Genomic DNA, 15,344 nt, shown 5'->3' with positions numbered 1-15,344 from the left:
TGTATCCAGATAGGCTGAGAGTCATTTGGATCTCCGAGGCTATCAGGAATAGCAGTCACAGGTCAGTTGATAGGAGAAATGTTATGGATAACATAGCCATTAGTCGTAAACAGTTAGGTGGTGAGTCCCCCATGGTGGCCTCTGAAGTGTTTGATAGCTGTATTTATACGGGGTTATTTGGAACGATAGACTCAGCTCGGATGGAAGCGATTACTGCTAAGCTGACGGATATGGTTGAGTCATCAAACAGCGACTTTGTTGTTATAGACCTGTCCAATGTCGATGCAATAGACACATCGGTAGCGTCACAGCTTGTTCGTGCGGCTGATACTATGGTTTTAGTTGGGGCGAAGCCCGTGTTCTGTGGCTTGAGAGGCGTCATCGCAAGAACCATGGCCAACGCTGGTGTTGCTTTAGGCCGCCATCTGATAGTACGAGATTTAAAAGCGGCAACGAAGTTTTGCATCCAAAAATCTGGTTACGATCTGGTACCGACGGCCCTTACTCGTAGTAATGAAGAATATTGAGCAATGCATTTATCCATTCTCAAATGAAGTGGAAGCGTACCTTATCGCATCGCATTGTAAGATGCATGCGTTAGAAATTGGAATCTCTGATTACCAAGCCAGCCTTTTTAATGCAGCGGTTTCTGAAATAACCATTAATGCGGTTCGTTACGCTTCAGGTGGGTATATGTTTATATCCAGCACTTCTAACCATTTAGGAATTGAGGTCACCATTGAAGATAACGGTCAAGGTATTGCTGATCTCTCACAAGCGCTAATGGATGGCTATTCAACGTTTAAAGACCAAAGCTTAGGCCTCGGTCTAGGGGTGGCGAAACGCTGTTCTGATGAAATGGTCATCAATAAATCAGACGAAACGGGAACCTCGATTACGCTGCGAAAGTTTTTACCTGTCTCAGAAGATGACATTTTAGTGAGGGCGATCTCCTATCCTGCAGTGAATCAGATTCACAATGGCAATGCTTATGTTGTAAAGCAATATCAAGGTGATACCTGCCTTATAGCCCTTATTGACAGCCATAATGATAACGACTCGACTCAAGAGCGTGGACGTTTGGTTGCCAATAAGCTTGCAGAGGAAATCACCCAACATATGGCTGAGCCGCTTGAAATGATCATGGATCAGTGCCTGAGCATGTTTGACCACAACGAAGACATCACCGGGCAGTTGAAACTAAGCCTGATGAGAATATGCCGTGACAATCTTGATTTCCTCGTGATGAATACCCCCCCTTTACATTGGCTGAGCTATGATGAAAGTACCTTAGTAAATGCACCGCTCTGTGAGACCAAACACTTTACTCATGGGGTGGCGAGCCATCTTCGCATTCCAAGGCCTAATCATTTTACCTGCCTGCTTCACTCTTCTGGGGTGAATATTGAACCATTAACCAACCAAGATTGGCACGAGTGGGATGTATATAACATCGCCACTACTATTTTCAACGACTGTGCATACGAAGATAAGGATGCGACTGTCATCGTTATAAGAGGGAATCGTTATGCCTAACCCATCAAAACAAACCGCTACGTTACTTGAGCTCATGTCTGGTATTGTTGGAGCAATACCTAATGGCTTGATCACTTTTTCTGAATCTGGTGAAGTTAACTTAGTAAATACGGCAGCGCTGAGCTTACTCGGGCTAGAGAATAAGAGCCCCAAAGACTTCTTGGATCGTCATTACTATAGCTTGCTTGCAGATGTTCCAGATGTAAGAGATAAAATTGATCGATTACTCCTGAGTGGTAAGCATAGTGAACTGGAAGTTAGAAACGTCGTTGTTGATGGACAAAGTCTGAATATACAGTGTTATAGCATGCTCAAAGGCGTACTGATTGTTATTAGTGAAATAAGCGATGAAACCGCTCTGCTGTATCGAGAAAATAATGATATGTTGACGCAGTTGAACAACCGACAGTTTTTTGAAACACAGTTTTTGGAACTGGTCAGTCAAACCAATCACCTCCATCAGAATGCAGCGCTGGCTTTTTTTGATATTGATAATTTTAAAACCATCAATGACTCTTTTGGTCATTCTCTGGGTGATGAAGTGTTATGCAAAATTGCCAATATCCTTAAAAGCCGAACATCAAAAGGTCAGCCTATTGCTCGTATAGGGGGCGACCAATTTGCCGTGTTACTTGATGACTATACGGTACACGAAGCGCAAGGCTTCGCCGATGACGTTAGAAAGCATATTGACGCCTATGCTTTTAACTTGGATGAGAACTCGGTCAGAATAACGGTATCGAGTGGTGTTGCCCCTTTCTATACTAACGCCGCCCCTGAGCTCACTAAGCTACTGAGTATTGCTAATACGGCATGTAAGGCAGCGAAAGACCATGGCCGCAATCGTACTCATATCATTGACGCGAAAAATGATGAGTTTGAAAGTTATATTCGGGGGGTGAAGTGGATAGAAGAGATAAACAAAGCCATCCAAGAAGAAAGATTTGTTTTATATTGCCAAAAAATCTCGCCCATTTCAGATAACACTGTGCCTTTTTACTATGAGGTACTGTTGCGTCTGAAAAACGAACAAGGGGAAGTTATCTCTCCTTATGCTTTTCTGCCTATCGCTGAACGTTATCATATGATGCCGGATATTGATCGCTATGTGATGACTGCCCTGTTTAGTTCGATGGGAAGCCGCAGTGATCGAACCTATTCAGTCAATTTGTCGGGACAGACCATTTCGGACTATAGTCTGGTCGATTTTGTCAATAAGATGCTCAACCGTTACGTATTTAACCCTCGCTGTATTATCTTTGAGGTCACTGAAACTGCTGCGATGCGTGATTTTCATGGCACAATAGAAGTGATGCACTCATTACGAGCTCTTGGCTTCCAGTTTTCACTGGATGACTTTGGCACAGGCCTTTCGTCATTCACCTATTTAAAAGAGCTTCCCTTAGATACGGTCAAAATTGATGGTTCATTTGTCCGAGATATTGAGCATGACAAGATCAGCTACCAAATGGTGAAATCTATCCATGAAATAGGCCAAGCGATGGGCTTAAAAACGGTGGCAGAATTTGTGGAAAATAAAGCCATTTATCAGTGTCTATCAGATATAGGAGTGCATTTTGCACAGGGATACTACATTCATAAGCCTGAGCCAATCACTGATATAATGAAGGTGACGGCTGCAGTCAGTGAGTAACATGCCTCGCCACCTTCAACAGAGTTGAGCTTCCCTTACTTGGAACAAGCGTATGGCTTAATTAACTCTGATACTTATCCAGCTTGTTGTAGAGCGTTTTTATGCTTATTCCTAAGTCCTCTGCGGTTTCTTTTTTGTTGCCTTCATTTTCTTCAAGAGTGTTAATAATAGCGGCCTTTTCTATTTCTTCTAGAGTCACACCAGCTGGTACTCTCTCCTCTAATGTTGTCCCGGTTTCTAAAGGAGGAGTATCAAAAATGAGGTGTTCATCTTTAATCGTATCGTCCGCCAAAATGAACGCTCGCTCGACACAGTGTTTTAATTCTCTAACATTGCCAGGCCATGTATGCGCTGCGATTTTTTCTAGCGCTGAGGCTGTAATCGCTTTTGGAGCGGCTTCATTCGCATTCCGGTGAGCGATGAAATGTTTAGCAAGGCCGACAATATCATTACCTCGTTCTCTGAGAGGGGGAATATTGATAGGGAAGTGAGCTAATCTAAAATAGAGGTCTTCTCGTAAAAATTGCTCTTCAATAGCCACTTGTGGATCACGGTTTGTGGCGGCGATGATACGGGTGTTGGCAATACAGAGTGTGTTACTGCCGACTGGGCGATACTCGCCTGTTTCAAGTACTCGCAGTAGTTTAACTTGATGTTCAAGGGGCATTTCGGTGACCTCATCAAGAAATAATGTCCCGCCCTCTGCTTGCTTAAAAACACCTTGGTGCGTTCGGTTAGCGCCTGTAAATGCGCCTTTTTCATGACCAAAGAGTTCACTGTCGACTAATTCTGGGCTGATGGCGCCGCAGTTAATGGCAATAAAAGGCTGCTCCTTTCTATCACTGGCAAGGTGGATAGTCTGCGCGACGAGCTCTTTACCAGCACCGCTTTCACCAATGATCAATACGTTGGCCTCTGTTTTCGCCACTCGTCTGAGGGTGCGATACAAGTTATGCATTGGCCTTGAGGAGCCGACTAACATTCCAAACTGGTCCAAGTCGCTTGTGGATATTTTTTTCCCCTCTTCCTGCTTTTCTAGGAAGTATTGACTAAAGTCCGCTAGAGTATCGGCCAAAATTTGGATATCAACTGGCTTTCTATAATGAAAAATGGCGCCGCTTTTCATCATCATGTCTAAATTCTTATTGGGTGCACCGGAGCCGATGATGACCAAATCCAATTCTTCCAAGCCTGTGGCACTGGATAGGGCGACAAAATCATCGTTGGTGAATTGAGATACTTCAACAATAGCGGCATTGGGTTGAAGTCGTTGTAGGCTATCTATCCAGTGTTCGTTGTCATTATTGCTAATCGTGTCAAATCGTGACAACTCTTCCAGAGAGCTTATTTGAGACAATAATTTCTGATCTTTTAATTCTACGAACAGTGTTGGTAATGCCATGATTTAACTCTCTTTCAACAGTAGTGAGAGAGATGATAGCACGAGGCATAAGGAAAGAGAATGTATGGCTTTTCTTTCGCGTTTTTTGTGAATAATAATGATTTTATATTTAAAATGATAGATAAAAATCGGGCAATAATATTATGGTGTGTCACTAACTCGGACGAGATAAATATTTATATTTTTTACAAATACTCCTTGTAAATTATTCATTCTCCATCATCGGAAATATTAATATTATTTTTAGTTCTTCATATAACTCCTTTTAATTCAATGGTTTGTATTTTTGGCATGCAGTTTGCTCTAATGGTAATGCAAGTACAAAAAAGGAGATAAATGATGAAAAACATTGCAAGTAAAATTCTACTAACAACGGTTATCGCTACTTCTTCTTCTGCAGCGGTTGCAGATAGCATGTGGAAAGAAGATACGCTAGATGCTTGGATTGACGGTAAAGCAGAAACGACACTATTACTTAATTCCAATTTGAACTCTTTTGATATTAACACTTATGTTAAAGACCAGGTTGTAACTTTAACGGGCTCAGTTGAAAACCAGACAGAAAAAGCCCTTGCTGAAGAATTAGTATTAAGCCTTGATGATGTTAAGTCGGTAAAGAATGAACTTACGGTCATCGATAATGAAAAAGATAAAAATAAGGAATCAACCCAAGTCTTAACGGATACCAAAATAACGGCCATTGTTAAGACTCGACTATTAATGAATACGGGAGTCAGTGGTACTGATATCGAAGTGGAAACTAAAGAAAACACTGTGGTATTAAAGGGTTCGGTGACGTCAGATACAGAACATGACCTTGCGCTATCTATTGCTCGTAATACATCCGATGTTGATAAAGTCATTGATAAACTTGAAGTAATTCAATAATAAATTTACCAACAGATATAAGAGAGAACATTATGCTTCGCTGGGCTTTAATATTTTTTATTCTTGCCATCATAGCAGCTTTATTTGGATTTGGTGGTATAGCAGGCGCTGCAGCAACAGTAGCTAAAGTTATGTTTTATATATTTGCTATTTCGTTGCTTGTATCGGTGGTAATGAGTTTAGTTAACAAAGATAAGAGTTAGGAGTTTTTATGAATATAAGCACAGTTATTTTCCGTTTCCTATTGGCAACAGGTTTTGCTTTTACGCTTGCCGCATGTAGTGACGACGGCCCCCTAGAGCAAGCTGGTGAAAGAGCTGACGAAGCGGTAGAGGAAGCTCAAAATCAGATAGAGGACGGCTGTGAGAACGTGAAAGAGCAACTTGGTACGGAAGATCAAGACTGCTAACAAAAGGCATTAACTCACGAATTAATCATCCGAACCTCATAAAAAGAATTGAAGCAGGAGCTAGATATGAAAAACATATTTGATGTGCTTAAAGATAGCCATGAGAAGCAACGGCTTTTGATGGATGCGATACTCCAAACATCAGGTGATACTCAGGCTAGGCAAGAATTCTACTCCAGTCTTAAAGAAGAATTAACTAAGCATGCGGTCGCGGAAGAACGCCACTTCTATGCACCTTTAATAGAGAGCGATCAATCCGTTGATATGACTAGGCACGGTATCGCTGAACACCACGGTATTGATAAGGTGCTTGCTCAGCTTGATGACACCGAAATGTCTTCACCAGCTTGGCTCACACTGATGAAGACACTCAAACACAAAGTAGAGCATCATTTAGAAGAAGAAGAGCAGCGTTTCTTTCAAACGGCTGGACGAGTTTTAGACTCAGATCAGAAAGAAACTTTGGCTCGAAAATATGAGCAAGAGATGGCTTGATTCGAAGTGTCACCTAAGCTTGATAGTGAAGCGTAGGTTTTGGTTTAACAACTTGGGCCCATTTATGGGCCCGCTTTTTTAATACACAGAGAAATTAAGGCCTCACTATGTTTATCGTTAAGTACTATATACTCATTGCTATCGCTTGTTTTTCTATAGCAGCATTTGTTCCCAATGTATTATTCAGCTTACTATTGGTTTGGTCAGGGTTATCGATGTCTATTGTTAGTGCCGCCTATATCTTCGAGATGCCATCCATATTTAGAAAAAATAGTGATGGCAAAATAGCTTGGTGGATCCGGTGGGCGTTTATTCCTTTTTTTCTAGGCATTCGTTTATACAATACTTGGGCTATTAAAAGAGATAAAGTCGATCCCATTCAGCGGGTGGGAGAAGGTTTATATGTTTCTCGACGTCTACTCCCCTCCGATTTGTCATTTCTACAATCTCAAAACATAACGTGCATTGTTGATGTCACCGCAGAATTTTCGGGTTTAGAGAGTGCGATGACCAGCGAAGAGTTTCATTACCTCAATACCCCGGTACTCGACCATCAAGCCCCTAAGTTACGCAAGCTTAAACATGCTCTTAATTGGATAGATACTCAGATAAGCCAATCAAGGTCCGTAGTTGTTCATTGTGCACTTGGCCGTGGCCGCTCTGTGTTTGTGGTTGCAGCATACCTGTTAGCGAAAAATCCATCTCTGAGCGTGGAGCAAGTGCTCAAAAATATCAATGATGTAAGAAGCACTGCGCAGTTGAACAAAAAGCAACTAAAGGTGCTGAATGCTATCAGTGATAAGGGACTGCTCAATCTTGAAGACAAATGCTGCCTCATTGCTAACCCTGTTGCAGGTGGAGGCAAATGGCAAACGAGTGAGCAACAGGTTATTCGAGAGCTCACCCGAAAGTTCAATTTAGACATAGTGACCACCAGTAAAGAAGTATCAGCGGAATCTCTAGCCAAACAAGCAAAAGCGCGAAATGCTTCTCATATCATCGTCTCTGGCGGAGATGGCACCGTCAGCGAGGTGGCAAGACAAATCGTGGGGACAGACACGGCACTCGGGATTATCCCATTGGGTACGGCAAATGCTTTATGTCATGTGCTCTATGGTTTTGCGACAAAAGTGTCGCCTGTTGAAAAGGCCTGCGAGGCTATTCTATCCGGCAAGTCTAAGAAAATGGATTTGGCGTACTGTAACGACCAGCCAATACTGCTTATTCTTGGTATTGGGTTTGAAGAGAAGATGATTGATTACGCGCATCGTGAACAGAAAAATAAAAATGGCCAACTTGCTTACTTATCGGGTTTATTTTCTGCGGTTGTGGCAGGAGAAAGTCAGTGGTTTGAAGTCACTAAGGATGGGGAGCCAGCACGAGAAGCTGAATTACAAAGCTTAGTGGTTGCCAACACGTCGCCTTTCAGTACGGTCCTTGCTCAAGGAGGTAAAGAGCCAAAACCTGATGATGGTCAATTGCATATTACCTATTTAGAAAATACCGCTTCGCTTGGGGAAAGAGCTTTAGCGCTGTCTGATGTGTTGCTTTCAAGCTTAGGCCTCAAAGAACAAGCCTCATTTTTTGACTATGAGTCTGCAAAGCAAGTCAAAATAGACTCAAATCGACCGATACACTATGTCATTGATGGAGAAAAGTTCTCCGCTGAATCACTTGAGATAAGCATCAAAAGCCAAGCTTTATCTGTTTGCATTCCATAGTCACTGATGACAGCACCAATCATGAATGAAGGACATCACCATGGAGATGAATCTCTCTTTCGACATTGAGAAATTTAACCATTTAATTGAGCAAAAGCTGGAGCATTGGCTTGTTGAAACCATCAAGTTGATTCCTAATCTTATTGTTGCGCTCTTTACGTTGTTTGCTTTTATCTTTATCGCCAACCTGGGCGGCCGATTATTTAGGAACTTGAGCAACCGAGTCGTAGATTCAAAGGAAGCGACCAACTTATTAGCATCGATTGTTAAAGTGATCATTATAACCGTTGGTTTTTTTGTCGCGTTAGACTTTGTTGGATTGCAAGGTACGGTTACATCACTCCTAGCAGGGGCGGGTATTTTGGGGCTTGCTATTGGTTTTGCTTTTCAAGATATGACCGAAAACCTGATTTCAGGGATCACGATGAGTATCCGCAAGCCATTTAAAATAGGCGATATTGTCGAATCCAACAGCGTTATGGGGCAAGTTATTCAAATTAATTTGCGCAATACTCTTGTAGAGACGTTTTCAGGTCAGCACGTCATGATTCCAAATAAAATGGTTTTTCGTAACATATTGACGAACTACAGTCGAAAAGGTCTCAGAAAAATAGAAATTCCTGTCGGTATCTCATACGCGGACTGTCCTAATTTAGCGACCAAAGTAATAACAGAAGCTATTAATCAAAAACCTTATGTGAGTAACCCCGAAGACACAGCGGTTCATGCTGCCAGTTTCGCCGACAGTAGTATCAATTTGCTGGTATGGTTTTGGATTGATTACCCTGGCGACTTTGGTTACATGGAAGCACAAAATGACAGCATTGTCGCGATTAAGGAATCGTTGTCGGATGCTGGTATCACGATTCCGTTTCCTATTCGAACACTGGACTTTGAGGCAAAAGGAGGAGAAAGCCTATCAAGCATAGTGGCGGATAATGTCGCTAAGATGTAGCAGACGTCACCCGGCCTCTTATGGTGCTAACGGTGTTTGCTTGTGATTGTTAACCTCAGTTTGAGCCAAGCCATTGCCATCACCCTGATTTTCAGTGCTTGTGATGTTAAGCGATGGCTTTCCGGTTTTCGGCAGTACTCAATTCATTCGATTAAGTACCCTCAGATGAAACCATGCAAACACCTGTGTTGTGAACGTTTCATCTGAGGGTACTTTGCAATGGGTGATTGATGATTATCCATAATAAACCCTTTGGGCAACATAGCCCCCCTAAAAAACGACTAATAGCTTTTTGCTTTCATATTCTCACCTTAACTGGTCATTAGAGTCATCACATCTTTTTTAAAATTTCACTAAATAATAGATGGTTTTGAATCGAGTTTAGAAAATCTATGTTTATTATTTTTTGAAAAAGTTACATAACAACGAGAATATTTTTCACGACGTTTATTTAACTTAATTTAAAAATGTTTTTATAAGGTAATAAATAGACTAAATTTTGTTCTTTTATTCGGTGTTCAACCTAGTTATGTTAATGTTATGTTATTTTTAGTATGTTTTAAATGGTTTTTAAAGTTGGCATTTCTTTTGCTCTATATAAATCGATATTTCAATGAAACTTATATTAGGAGAACGAAATGAAAAGCAATGTTGTTACTTTGATTAGCCTTTTTTCTTTAGCAACCTTTAGTACTTTTTCACACGCTGCGGACTCCAACGAGCATGGCGTTTATGTGGGTGCCAACTATGGTTATTTGAAAGTTGATGGGCAAGATGACTTTGATGATGACAGCGATGCTATTCAAGGCTTAATCGGTTACCGCTTTAACTCTTACTTAGCATTAGAAGGGGGGTATATTGATTTTGGTAGCTATGGTAATAACTTAGCTAATACCGAAACAGACGGTTATACCGCTGCTCTAAAAGTTATAGCTCCTATTGCTGAGCGTGTTGATCTTTACGCAAAAGGTGGTCAAATGTGGTATACGACAGACTACAATATTGCGGGCTTCGGGGGCAGTAAAGAAGACGAAGGTGTATTCGCTGGTGCCGGTGTGGGTTTCAAAGTGACAGATCAATTCTTAATCAATGCTGAATATATGTGGTACGACGTAGAACTCAATGCAGAGAACGTTACGAATGGTGCAAGCACAGAAACAGATTTTAACCAAGCATCATTAGGTGTGGAATATCGATTCTAATTCGGTTCACAAGACCGAGTTTAATAAAATGGTGTTAGGCTCTTGATGTGTTTTATAGCAGGGTGGAGCATACTTTGATGGTTTATAATCAAAAGAAAAACTCGTACCCTGTTTTTTGCATGAAGAAAAGTAATAGTAATAAAAAGCGTCAAGCCTATTTGCTTGACGCTTTTTTATTACAGCTGATCGCCTGTTCGCCTAGAAGTGGATAATATCGAACTAAACTATAAATGCTTCGCCATTTCGTCATTTTCCACTTGTAATGCGGCAACCCAGTAAGAAAAGAATGATGACAGCTTTTGGTTGTTAAATGTTCCAATCGCACTTTTCAAATAGGTGATTAATTGTCGATTGCTTTGATACATCTCGTCGTAGCTGCTAATCACAACGGACTGGCTTTCTTGCATTGAATGATTGTTTTCTGTTTTGAAATCAAGGACTTTAATCTTGATTTCATTGATCATCGAACGCTCTACTTTTAAAAAACGACTCGCGGCTCTAGAGAGAGTTTGGTGCGTCCTGTATTCAACGAGCTGACGGCATGATTGATAATGCTCTTTAAGAGCGAATAATATTCTATCTATGCTTTTATGGTGCGTTGCATCGAGAGTTCTATTGTGATTTTCCACCCACATATTGTTACTCCTTCTTGTCTTAACCGTGTTTTCCATACCTGTGTAAGATTTGACTGTTCATTCCATTGACCGTAAGTCATTGATTTTATGACGACACATTTCTACTTCTCTCTTAATTGTTGTTATTTTTTGTCTCAATTCTGGCGCTTGTTTTGATAGTATTGCTATGTCGTCAATGGTTTTTTCTTCTATGCCCGACAAATGTTCCAGATAGAGGCTGTCATTTGCACTTCCTCTCTCTTCCTCTGCTTCAATGCAATATCGTCGAGCATTAATGGTGTAGCTGTCTGGAATAAGCTTGTGCGGTTTTGAAGGTTTTGAGAGCGACTTTAGTTTTAACTCAGCACACTTCTTAATCGCATATATATCAAAAAGACTTCTTTTTATATCTTTATTATCTACATTAGATATCGCTTTTTCATAAATAATATTCCCACTTTCTATTAAACTTATAACAGATGAAATGCTTTTATTTTTCATAGTGCCTCATTTAGATTTGTTCGTAATAGAAGTAAAGCATGTTACGTGCCAAATAAAATCGCCACTAAGCCCTAGATTATGGAAGAAAGAAATGTAATTTTGTAAAAGGTACAATCCTCATGGAAAATGAGTGAAAATATTACATGAATAGCACTCTTTTTATTACCGAAAAGCTCTCTAATACCATATGCGACAAGCTATTTTAAAGTTGGCATGATGTTCGCTTATCTTAGTGTAAGAAGTGATAGTAATTTTGAATGATCACTTTATTTTCTCTCATTGGATAAGTTAAGGAGATTATGTATGCCAAATGCAAATACTAAAAAAACTGATTCTAAGCAGCAGGCCGAAGAGATTTATGAAATGGCAGAAGGGGTTGCTTCAGAAGCAATAGAAAATGTGAAAAATACCGTTCAAGACACGCTCGAAGCAGGGTCTGAAACTGTAAAAAACAAAACAGAGCAAGCTGAAAACATGATTAAAGAGCGCCCACTCTTGAGCGTTGGATGCGCCTTTATTGCAGGCTGGGCTATTTCTAAGCTAATCAAATAAGCCTGAATGATGCACGAAGAGGAAAGTTATGCAGTCTAATAATATCAACGACGCACACAATGAGCCTCAACATCGCGAAGAGGAGCTTTTAGAACGAGCGATCGTTCAACTGAGAGGGCTTTTAAAAGACCTAACCGTATTCCAGTCTCACACTCAACAATGGTCAATGTCGATTTTTGAGTTGTTTTCTTTGGAGTTGCGTAACACGGTTGCCGCGAGTAAAAAACTCATTGTCATTAAACTCCTCTTCGTTGCATTGCTGCCGATGTTTCTTATTAGCATCGCCGTCGGTGTTGGGGTTATGGGGTACTACTTTACTTTGAACCTTTTAGTCGGTTATAGCGCTTTCATTGCAGCGTTCAGCGTTATCCTTATGCTTTTGATACTCGGCAGCCGATATTACAAGCAATTTGTGGGTTTTGAATATACCAAAGAGCAGCTTGGGAGGTTGTGTCATGCGATCAATGAAAAAACGACAGCGGAAAATTCTAATGAAAAGGCTTGAGTGTGATAGTAAAGCTCGTCAAGTTGCACTCAGCTTAGGGCTGCTCTACTTCAAAGGAAAAAGCTTTGTACAGCAATCCCCATTTCATGCGGCAGGGTTCGCTGCGCTCGGCATGTTCGTCCTTAGCAAAGTCAAAAATCTCAGGACGCTTTTTTATGGTTATAAGCAAGCACGTCTATTAATTCATTCACTTGATAAATAATTAATAGGTTCTGGCTTAGTTATCAATGTAGTTATTCACTATTAAGTATAGTGTGACTAAGCCAGAACCGGATCTTAATATCTGAGGAACATAATGAACGTTAAACAAGAGAATATATTAGAATATAGTTTAATGACCATTGCTCTTATAATAATGTTCATTTTCATATTACATGTTGCCAAACCGTTTTTGTTACCCGTTTTTTTTGGCGCTTTTATTTCTCTTCTATGTGGCCCCTTAGTCAATCGATTAGTGCGTTTTGGCATTCCTCGTGTCATTAATGTTATTGCTGTTTTATTAGGGCTCGTTAGCTTCATTGTTTTGAGTTTAAATCTGTTAAGTGAGCCCGCTCAGCAATGGTGGTCTAAGCTGCCAATGTTAATTCAGAATGTTTCTAATGAAGTCAGTGAAGCGGCTGAAAGTAGTGAGTTAGGTGACAAGGGTGACTTCACTCTCGGTAGCACAGTGGCTAATGATGGGCTCACAAGCAATACCTCATTTTCCATCATTAAATCAGTACTCACTACAACTCCAACGATAGTCACACAATTAATGGTCGCGCTTTTTATGGCGTACTTCATGATGAGTTATGGACGGCAGATATATTCTCAAAGCTTATCTTTGTTCACACGATTTTCCGATAAACGCAAGGTGGTTGAGCTGGTGAAGGTGGTTCAAACCGATCTTTCTCGATATATAAGCTCTATTACGATCATCAATGTGTGCTTAGGAGTGGTTGTTGGCTGTGTATTCTACATGATGGGATTAAAAGACCCGTTTCTGTGGGGAGCATTTGCTGGCTTGATGAACTATATCCCTTATCTTGGGCCAATGGTTTCAGTGACCTGTTTTGCCTTGGTTTCCTTTTTGCAGTTTGAGTCTCTAAGTTACTCATTGACGGTTGCTTCGCTCTTTTTGGCAATCAATCTTATAGAGAGTCAATTGGCGACACCGACTCTACTTGGTAAAAGATTTAGTTTAAACCCCCTAATTTTGTTTGTGTGGTTAGTCTTTTGGGGATGGTTATGGGGAGCGATGGGAATGCTGATGGGAGGGCCGCTGCTGGTACTTATCAATGTTATTTTAAGTAAAGTAAGTCGTCCGCAGCTTACTACTTAGATAATCATATTAGTGCCATCGTTACAAACCATCAGAATATAACATCTGGTTATATTCTTATGAAAAAAATATATTTTACGATACTTGAAGAGAGGGCGAAGAGTTAATATAAATATTGGTGAGGTTAAGTTACCAAAGTAATTAGCCTCTTCATTTTGATTGAATAATTAATGTTGCTTCTTAGGAGGATATTATGAACTCAATTGATCTTACCCCACTATACCGCACAACGATTGGCTTTGATCGAGTCGCTTCATTGCTTAACAGCGCACTAACTTCTGATCCAATCCCTAGCGGTTACCCTCCATACAATATCGAAATGTTGGGTGAGGGCGAATACAGCATCACACTTGCCGTTGCTGGTTTTTCTCAGGACGATATCGATATTCAGGTAGAAAATGGTTTGCTGACTATCAAAGGGAATAAAGAATCTTCCAAGGATGATGATCAAAGCAAAATGCTTTATCAAGGCATTGCTAATCGTTCATTTGAACGACGCTTTAACCTAGCTGAGTATGTAGAAGTGACCGATGCTACCATGAAAGATGGTTTGCTGGCTGTATATCTCAAAAAAGAAATACCGGAGGCGATGAAGCCGAAACGTATTGAGATTCAGTCACATGATAATAATGTCATTGAACATAAGAAATGACCGTAATTTGGGCTGTGCTAGTGCACAGCCCAAATTAGAGTCTGTGTAAAACATATGATGTTTGCAAGGAGGAAAGGATGAATATTTGCCCATCTTGTAAAACTGAAATGATATTAAGAAATGGTGTACAGGTTTGCCCAAGGCATGAAATAGGTGACTGTACATTTGAAGTGTTTGGTACTTCAGACAACAAACCTCACTTTAGGATACAACCAGAACTTAGATATCCGCCTTATGCTTCTGCTACTTACTGTCCTAGAACTACTCAACATGGTATGAGAAGTTAAAATTTTGAAGCGTTACAGGCGGCACTTATTGTCGCCTATGCGCGTTAATATCCTTCTGCTCAATCCCTTTCTTCTGAACTTATTCTCGCTTTTCTAAATATGCCATCATTGATTGTATTGTGTTTAGGTAAATCATCCTTTTTAACTGAAGGGCTGTGGTTAATAGATAATATTTATTATGACGATAAAAATTTTTTATTAAAAATAGCCCTTGAAGTCGTATCTAGTGACCTTATTTATTTTACCGAAAGCGAGTCAAAGGCTCGTTGTTTCAGTCAATTGTCTTAACCTGTTTTATTTTTGTATTCAATATAGGAGGTGTTTCAATATGAAAATTCGTCCTTTAAATGACAAGTTACTTGTTGAACGGCAAGAGGTCGAAAATAAATCTGAAGGTGGGATTGTACTTACTTCCCAGTCGGTCAAGAAATCTAACCGAGGCAAAGTGATTGCTGTTGGATTGGGTAAACGTCTAGAAAATGGTGATCGTGCGTCGATGGATATCAAGACTGGTGATCAGATCATCTTCAATGATGGCTACGGTGTTAAAACCGAGAAAATTGATGGGCAAGAGTATTTGATTTTGTCCGAGTCTGATGTGTTAGCAATTGTTGAGTAATGGTTGGTAGTAGTTTTTGAGGAGATAAATC

19 protein-coding genes are annotated in these 15,344 nt (G+C 40.4%); 16 read left to right on the top strand and 3 right to left on the bottom strand.

Annotated elements, in window-relative coordinates:
• Positions 1–83 precede the first annotated feature (83 nt).
• From CTT30_RS22280 to CTT30_RS22270, 3 genes are read left to right on the top strand one after another with little or no spacing between them, the layout of a single operon-like run.
• The gene (locus tag CTT30_RS22280; RefSeq protein WP_252037043.1) at positions 84–527 is read left to right on the top strand and encodes an STAS domain-containing protein; all 444 of its coding nucleotides are present in this window, start codon (positions 84–86) and stop codon (positions 525–527) included.
• On the top strand, positions 514–1,536 hold the full coding sequence (locus tag CTT30_RS22275; RefSeq protein WP_252037042.1) for an ATP-binding protein: 1,023 nt from the start codon (positions 514–516) through the stop codon (positions 1,534–1,536). Before CTT30_RS22280 ends, CTT30_RS22275 begins: the two co-directional genes overlap by 14 nt.
• Positions 1,529–3,190, top strand: a complete 1,662-nt coding sequence (locus CTT30_RS22270; RefSeq protein WP_252037041.1) for a putative bifunctional diguanylate cyclase/phosphodiesterase — start codon at positions 1,529–1,531, stop codon at positions 3,188–3,190. The genes CTT30_RS22275 and CTT30_RS22270 overlap by 8 nt, the downstream gene beginning before the upstream one ends.
• A 61-nt stretch (positions 3,191–3,251) precedes the next feature.
• Here the strand turns inward: CTT30_RS22270 and CTT30_RS22265 are convergent, their stop codons facing one another.
• Positions 3,252–4,592 carry a sigma-54 interaction domain-containing protein gene (locus tag CTT30_RS22265; RefSeq protein WP_252037040.1) on the bottom strand — a complete coding sequence of 447 codons (1,341 nt, stop codon included), beginning with the start codon at positions 4,590–4,592 and terminating at the stop codon, positions 3,252–3,254.
• A 339-nt stretch (positions 4,593–4,931) separates the two neighbouring features.
• On the opposite strand from CTT30_RS22265, the gene CTT30_RS22260 reads away from it, so the two are divergent.
• From CTT30_RS22260 to CTT30_RS22230, 7 genes are all read left to right on the top strand, one after another.
• Entirely contained in the window at positions 4,932–5,480 is a 549-nt protein-coding gene (locus tag CTT30_RS22260; protein ID WP_172565368.1) for a BON domain-containing protein, read from the top strand.
• 32 nt (positions 5,481–5,512) lie between these two features.
• Positions 5,513–5,683, top strand: coding sequence for a DUF1328 domain-containing protein (locus tag CTT30_RS22255; protein WP_172563978.1), 171 nt, complete (start codon positions 5,513–5,515; stop codon positions 5,681–5,683).
• Between the two features lie 8 nt (positions 5,684–5,691).
• Positions 5,692–5,889 carry a lipoprotein gene (locus tag CTT30_RS22250; protein WP_172563977.1) on the top strand — a complete coding sequence of 66 codons (198 nt, stop codon included), beginning with the start codon at positions 5,692–5,694 and terminating at the stop codon, positions 5,887–5,889.
• Between the two features lie 66 nt (positions 5,890–5,955).
• Positions 5,956–6,384, top strand: coding sequence for a hemerythrin domain-containing protein (locus CTT30_RS22245; protein ID WP_172563976.1), 429 nt, complete (start codon positions 5,956–5,958; stop codon positions 6,382–6,384).
• A 107-nt stretch (positions 6,385–6,491) separates the two neighbouring features.
• On the top strand, positions 6,492–8,105 hold the full coding sequence (locus CTT30_RS22240; protein WP_252037039.1) for a diacylglycerol kinase family protein: 1,614 nt from the start codon (positions 6,492–6,494) through the stop codon (positions 8,103–8,105).
• A 40-nt stretch (positions 8,106–8,145) separates the two neighbouring features.
• Positions 8,146–9,060 (top strand): mechanosensitive ion channel family protein, encoded by a 915-nt coding sequence (locus CTT30_RS22235; protein ID WP_239875080.1) that lies wholly within the window; start codon positions 8,146–8,148, stop codon positions 9,058–9,060.
• A gap of 638 nt (positions 9,061–9,698) precedes the next feature.
• Entirely contained in the window at positions 9,699–10,262 is a 564-nt protein-coding gene (locus tag CTT30_RS22230; RefSeq protein WP_252037038.1) for a porin family protein, read from the top strand.
• 224 nt (positions 10,263–10,486) lie between these two features.
• Here the strand turns inward: CTT30_RS22230 and CTT30_RS22225 are convergent, their stop codons facing one another.
• Both CTT30_RS22225 and CTT30_RS22220 read right to left on the bottom strand, forming a co-directional pair.
• Positions 10,487–10,897, bottom strand: coding sequence for a hypothetical protein (locus CTT30_RS22225; protein WP_252037037.1), 411 nt, complete (start codon positions 10,895–10,897; stop codon positions 10,487–10,489).
• A 57-nt stretch (positions 10,898–10,954) separates the two neighbouring features.
• On the bottom strand, positions 10,955–11,377 hold the full coding sequence (locus tag CTT30_RS22220) for a DUF2383 domain-containing protein (protein WP_252037036.1): 423 nt from the start codon (positions 11,375–11,377) through the stop codon (positions 10,955–10,957).
• 303 nt (positions 11,378–11,680) lie between these two features.
• Between CTT30_RS22220 and CTT30_RS22215 the strand changes: the two genes are divergently transcribed.
• The 6 genes from CTT30_RS22215 (at position 11,681) to CTT30_RS22190 (ending at position 15,313) form a co-directional block, all read left to right on the top strand.
• On the top strand, positions 11,681–11,929 hold the full coding sequence (locus CTT30_RS22215; protein ID WP_172563972.1) for a hypothetical protein: 249 nt from the start codon (positions 11,681–11,683) through the stop codon (positions 11,927–11,929).
• 28 nt (positions 11,930–11,957) lie between these two features.
• On the top strand, positions 11,958–12,434 hold the full coding sequence (locus tag CTT30_RS22210; protein ID WP_238853192.1) for a hypothetical protein: 477 nt from the start codon (positions 11,958–11,960) through the stop codon (positions 12,432–12,434).
• Entirely contained in the window at positions 12,421–12,636 is a 216-nt protein-coding gene (locus CTT30_RS22205) for a hypothetical protein (protein ID WP_239875083.1), read from the top strand. The genes CTT30_RS22210 and CTT30_RS22205 overlap by 14 nt, the downstream gene beginning before the upstream one ends.
• 93 nt (positions 12,637–12,729) lie before the next feature.
• Positions 12,730–13,755: an AI-2E family transporter gene (locus CTT30_RS22200; protein WP_239875084.1), complete on the top strand. Its 1,026-nt coding sequence runs from the start codon at positions 12,730–12,732 to the stop codon at positions 13,753–13,755.
• A 193-nt stretch (positions 13,756–13,948) separates the two neighbouring features.
• Positions 13,949–14,407 (top strand): Hsp20 family protein, encoded by a 459-nt coding sequence (locus tag CTT30_RS22195; protein WP_239864816.1) that lies wholly within the window; start codon positions 13,949–13,951, stop codon positions 14,405–14,407.
• 615 nt (positions 14,408–15,022) lie between these two features.
• On the top strand, positions 15,023–15,313 hold the full coding sequence (locus tag CTT30_RS22190) for a co-chaperone GroES (protein WP_239835676.1): 291 nt from the start codon (positions 15,023–15,025) through the stop codon (positions 15,311–15,313).
• Positions 15,314–15,344 lie beyond the last annotated feature (31 nt).

The organism is Vibrio coralliilyticus (genome assembly GCF_024449095.1).
Lineage (GTDB): Bacteria > Pseudomonadota > Gammaproteobacteria > Enterobacterales > Vibrionaceae > Vibrio > Vibrio coralliilyticus_A.
The sequence above is the reverse complement of the archived record's forward strand: the minus strand, read 5'-3'. Positions and strand labels throughout refer to the sequence as shown.

What these genes read in the sequence shown, in the direction of transcription:
- CTT30_RS22255 (WP_172563978.1), top strand. Translation starts at nt 5,513, where the DNA reads ATGCTTCGCTGGGCTTTAATATTTTTTATTCTTGCCATCATAGCAGCT.
- CTT30_RS22190 (WP_239835676.1), top strand. Translation starts at nt 15,023, where the DNA reads ATGAAAATTCGTCCTTTAAATGACAAGTTACTTGTTGAACGGCAAGAG.
- CTT30_RS22280 (WP_252037043.1), top strand. Translation starts at nt 84, where the DNA reads ATGGATAACATAGCCATTAGTCGTAAACAGTTAGGTGGTGAGTCCCCC.
- CTT30_RS22215 (WP_172563972.1), top strand. Translation starts at nt 11,681, where the DNA reads ATGCCAAATGCAAATACTAAAAAAACTGATTCTAAGCAGCAGGCCGAA.
- CTT30_RS22195 (WP_239864816.1), top strand. Translation starts at nt 13,949, where the DNA reads ATGAACTCAATTGATCTTACCCCACTATACCGCACAACGATTGGCTTT.
- CTT30_RS22200 (WP_239875084.1), top strand. Translation starts at nt 12,730, where the DNA reads ATGAACGTTAAACAAGAGAATATATTAGAATATAGTTTAATGACCATT.
- CTT30_RS22270 (WP_252037041.1), top strand. Translation starts at nt 1,529, where the DNA reads ATGCCTAACCCATCAAAACAAACCGCTACGTTACTTGAGCTCATGTCT.
- CTT30_RS22240 (WP_252037039.1), top strand. Translation starts at nt 6,492, where the DNA reads ATGTTTATCGTTAAGTACTATATACTCATTGCTATCGCTTGTTTTTCT.
- CTT30_RS22210 (WP_238853192.1), top strand. Translation starts at nt 11,958, where the DNA reads ATGCAGTCTAATAATATCAACGACGCACACAATGAGCCTCAACATCGC.
- CTT30_RS22275 (WP_252037042.1), top strand. Translation starts at nt 514, where the DNA reads ATGAAGAATATTGAGCAATGCATTTATCCATTCTCAAATGAAGTGGAA.
- CTT30_RS22220 (WP_252037036.1), bottom strand. Translation starts at nt 11,377, where the DNA reads ATGAAAAATAAAAGCATTTCATCTGTTATAAGTTTAATAGAAAGTGGG.
- CTT30_RS22250 (WP_172563977.1), top strand. Translation starts at nt 5,692, where the DNA reads ATGAATATAAGCACAGTTATTTTCCGTTTCCTATTGGCAACAGGTTTT.
- CTT30_RS22205 (WP_239875083.1), top strand. Translation starts at nt 12,421, where the DNA reads ATGAAAAGGCTTGAGTGTGATAGTAAAGCTCGTCAAGTTGCACTCAGC.
- CTT30_RS22260 (WP_172565368.1), top strand. Translation starts at nt 4,932, where the DNA reads ATGAAAAACATTGCAAGTAAAATTCTACTAACAACGGTTATCGCTACT.
- CTT30_RS22230 (WP_252037038.1), top strand. Translation starts at nt 9,699, where the DNA reads ATGAAAAGCAATGTTGTTACTTTGATTAGCCTTTTTTCTTTAGCAACC.
- CTT30_RS22245 (WP_172563976.1), top strand. Translation starts at nt 5,956, where the DNA reads ATGAAAAACATATTTGATGTGCTTAAAGATAGCCATGAGAAGCAACGG.
- CTT30_RS22225 (WP_252037037.1), bottom strand. Translation starts at nt 10,897, where the DNA reads ATGTGGGTGGAAAATCACAATAGAACTCTCGATGCAACGCACCATAAA.
- CTT30_RS22265 (WP_252037040.1), bottom strand. Translation starts at nt 4,592, where the DNA reads ATGGCATTACCAACACTGTTCGTAGAATTAAAAGATCAGAAATTATTG.
- CTT30_RS22235 (WP_239875080.1), top strand. Translation starts at nt 8,146, where the DNA reads ATGGAGATGAATCTCTCTTTCGACATTGAGAAATTTAACCATTTAATT.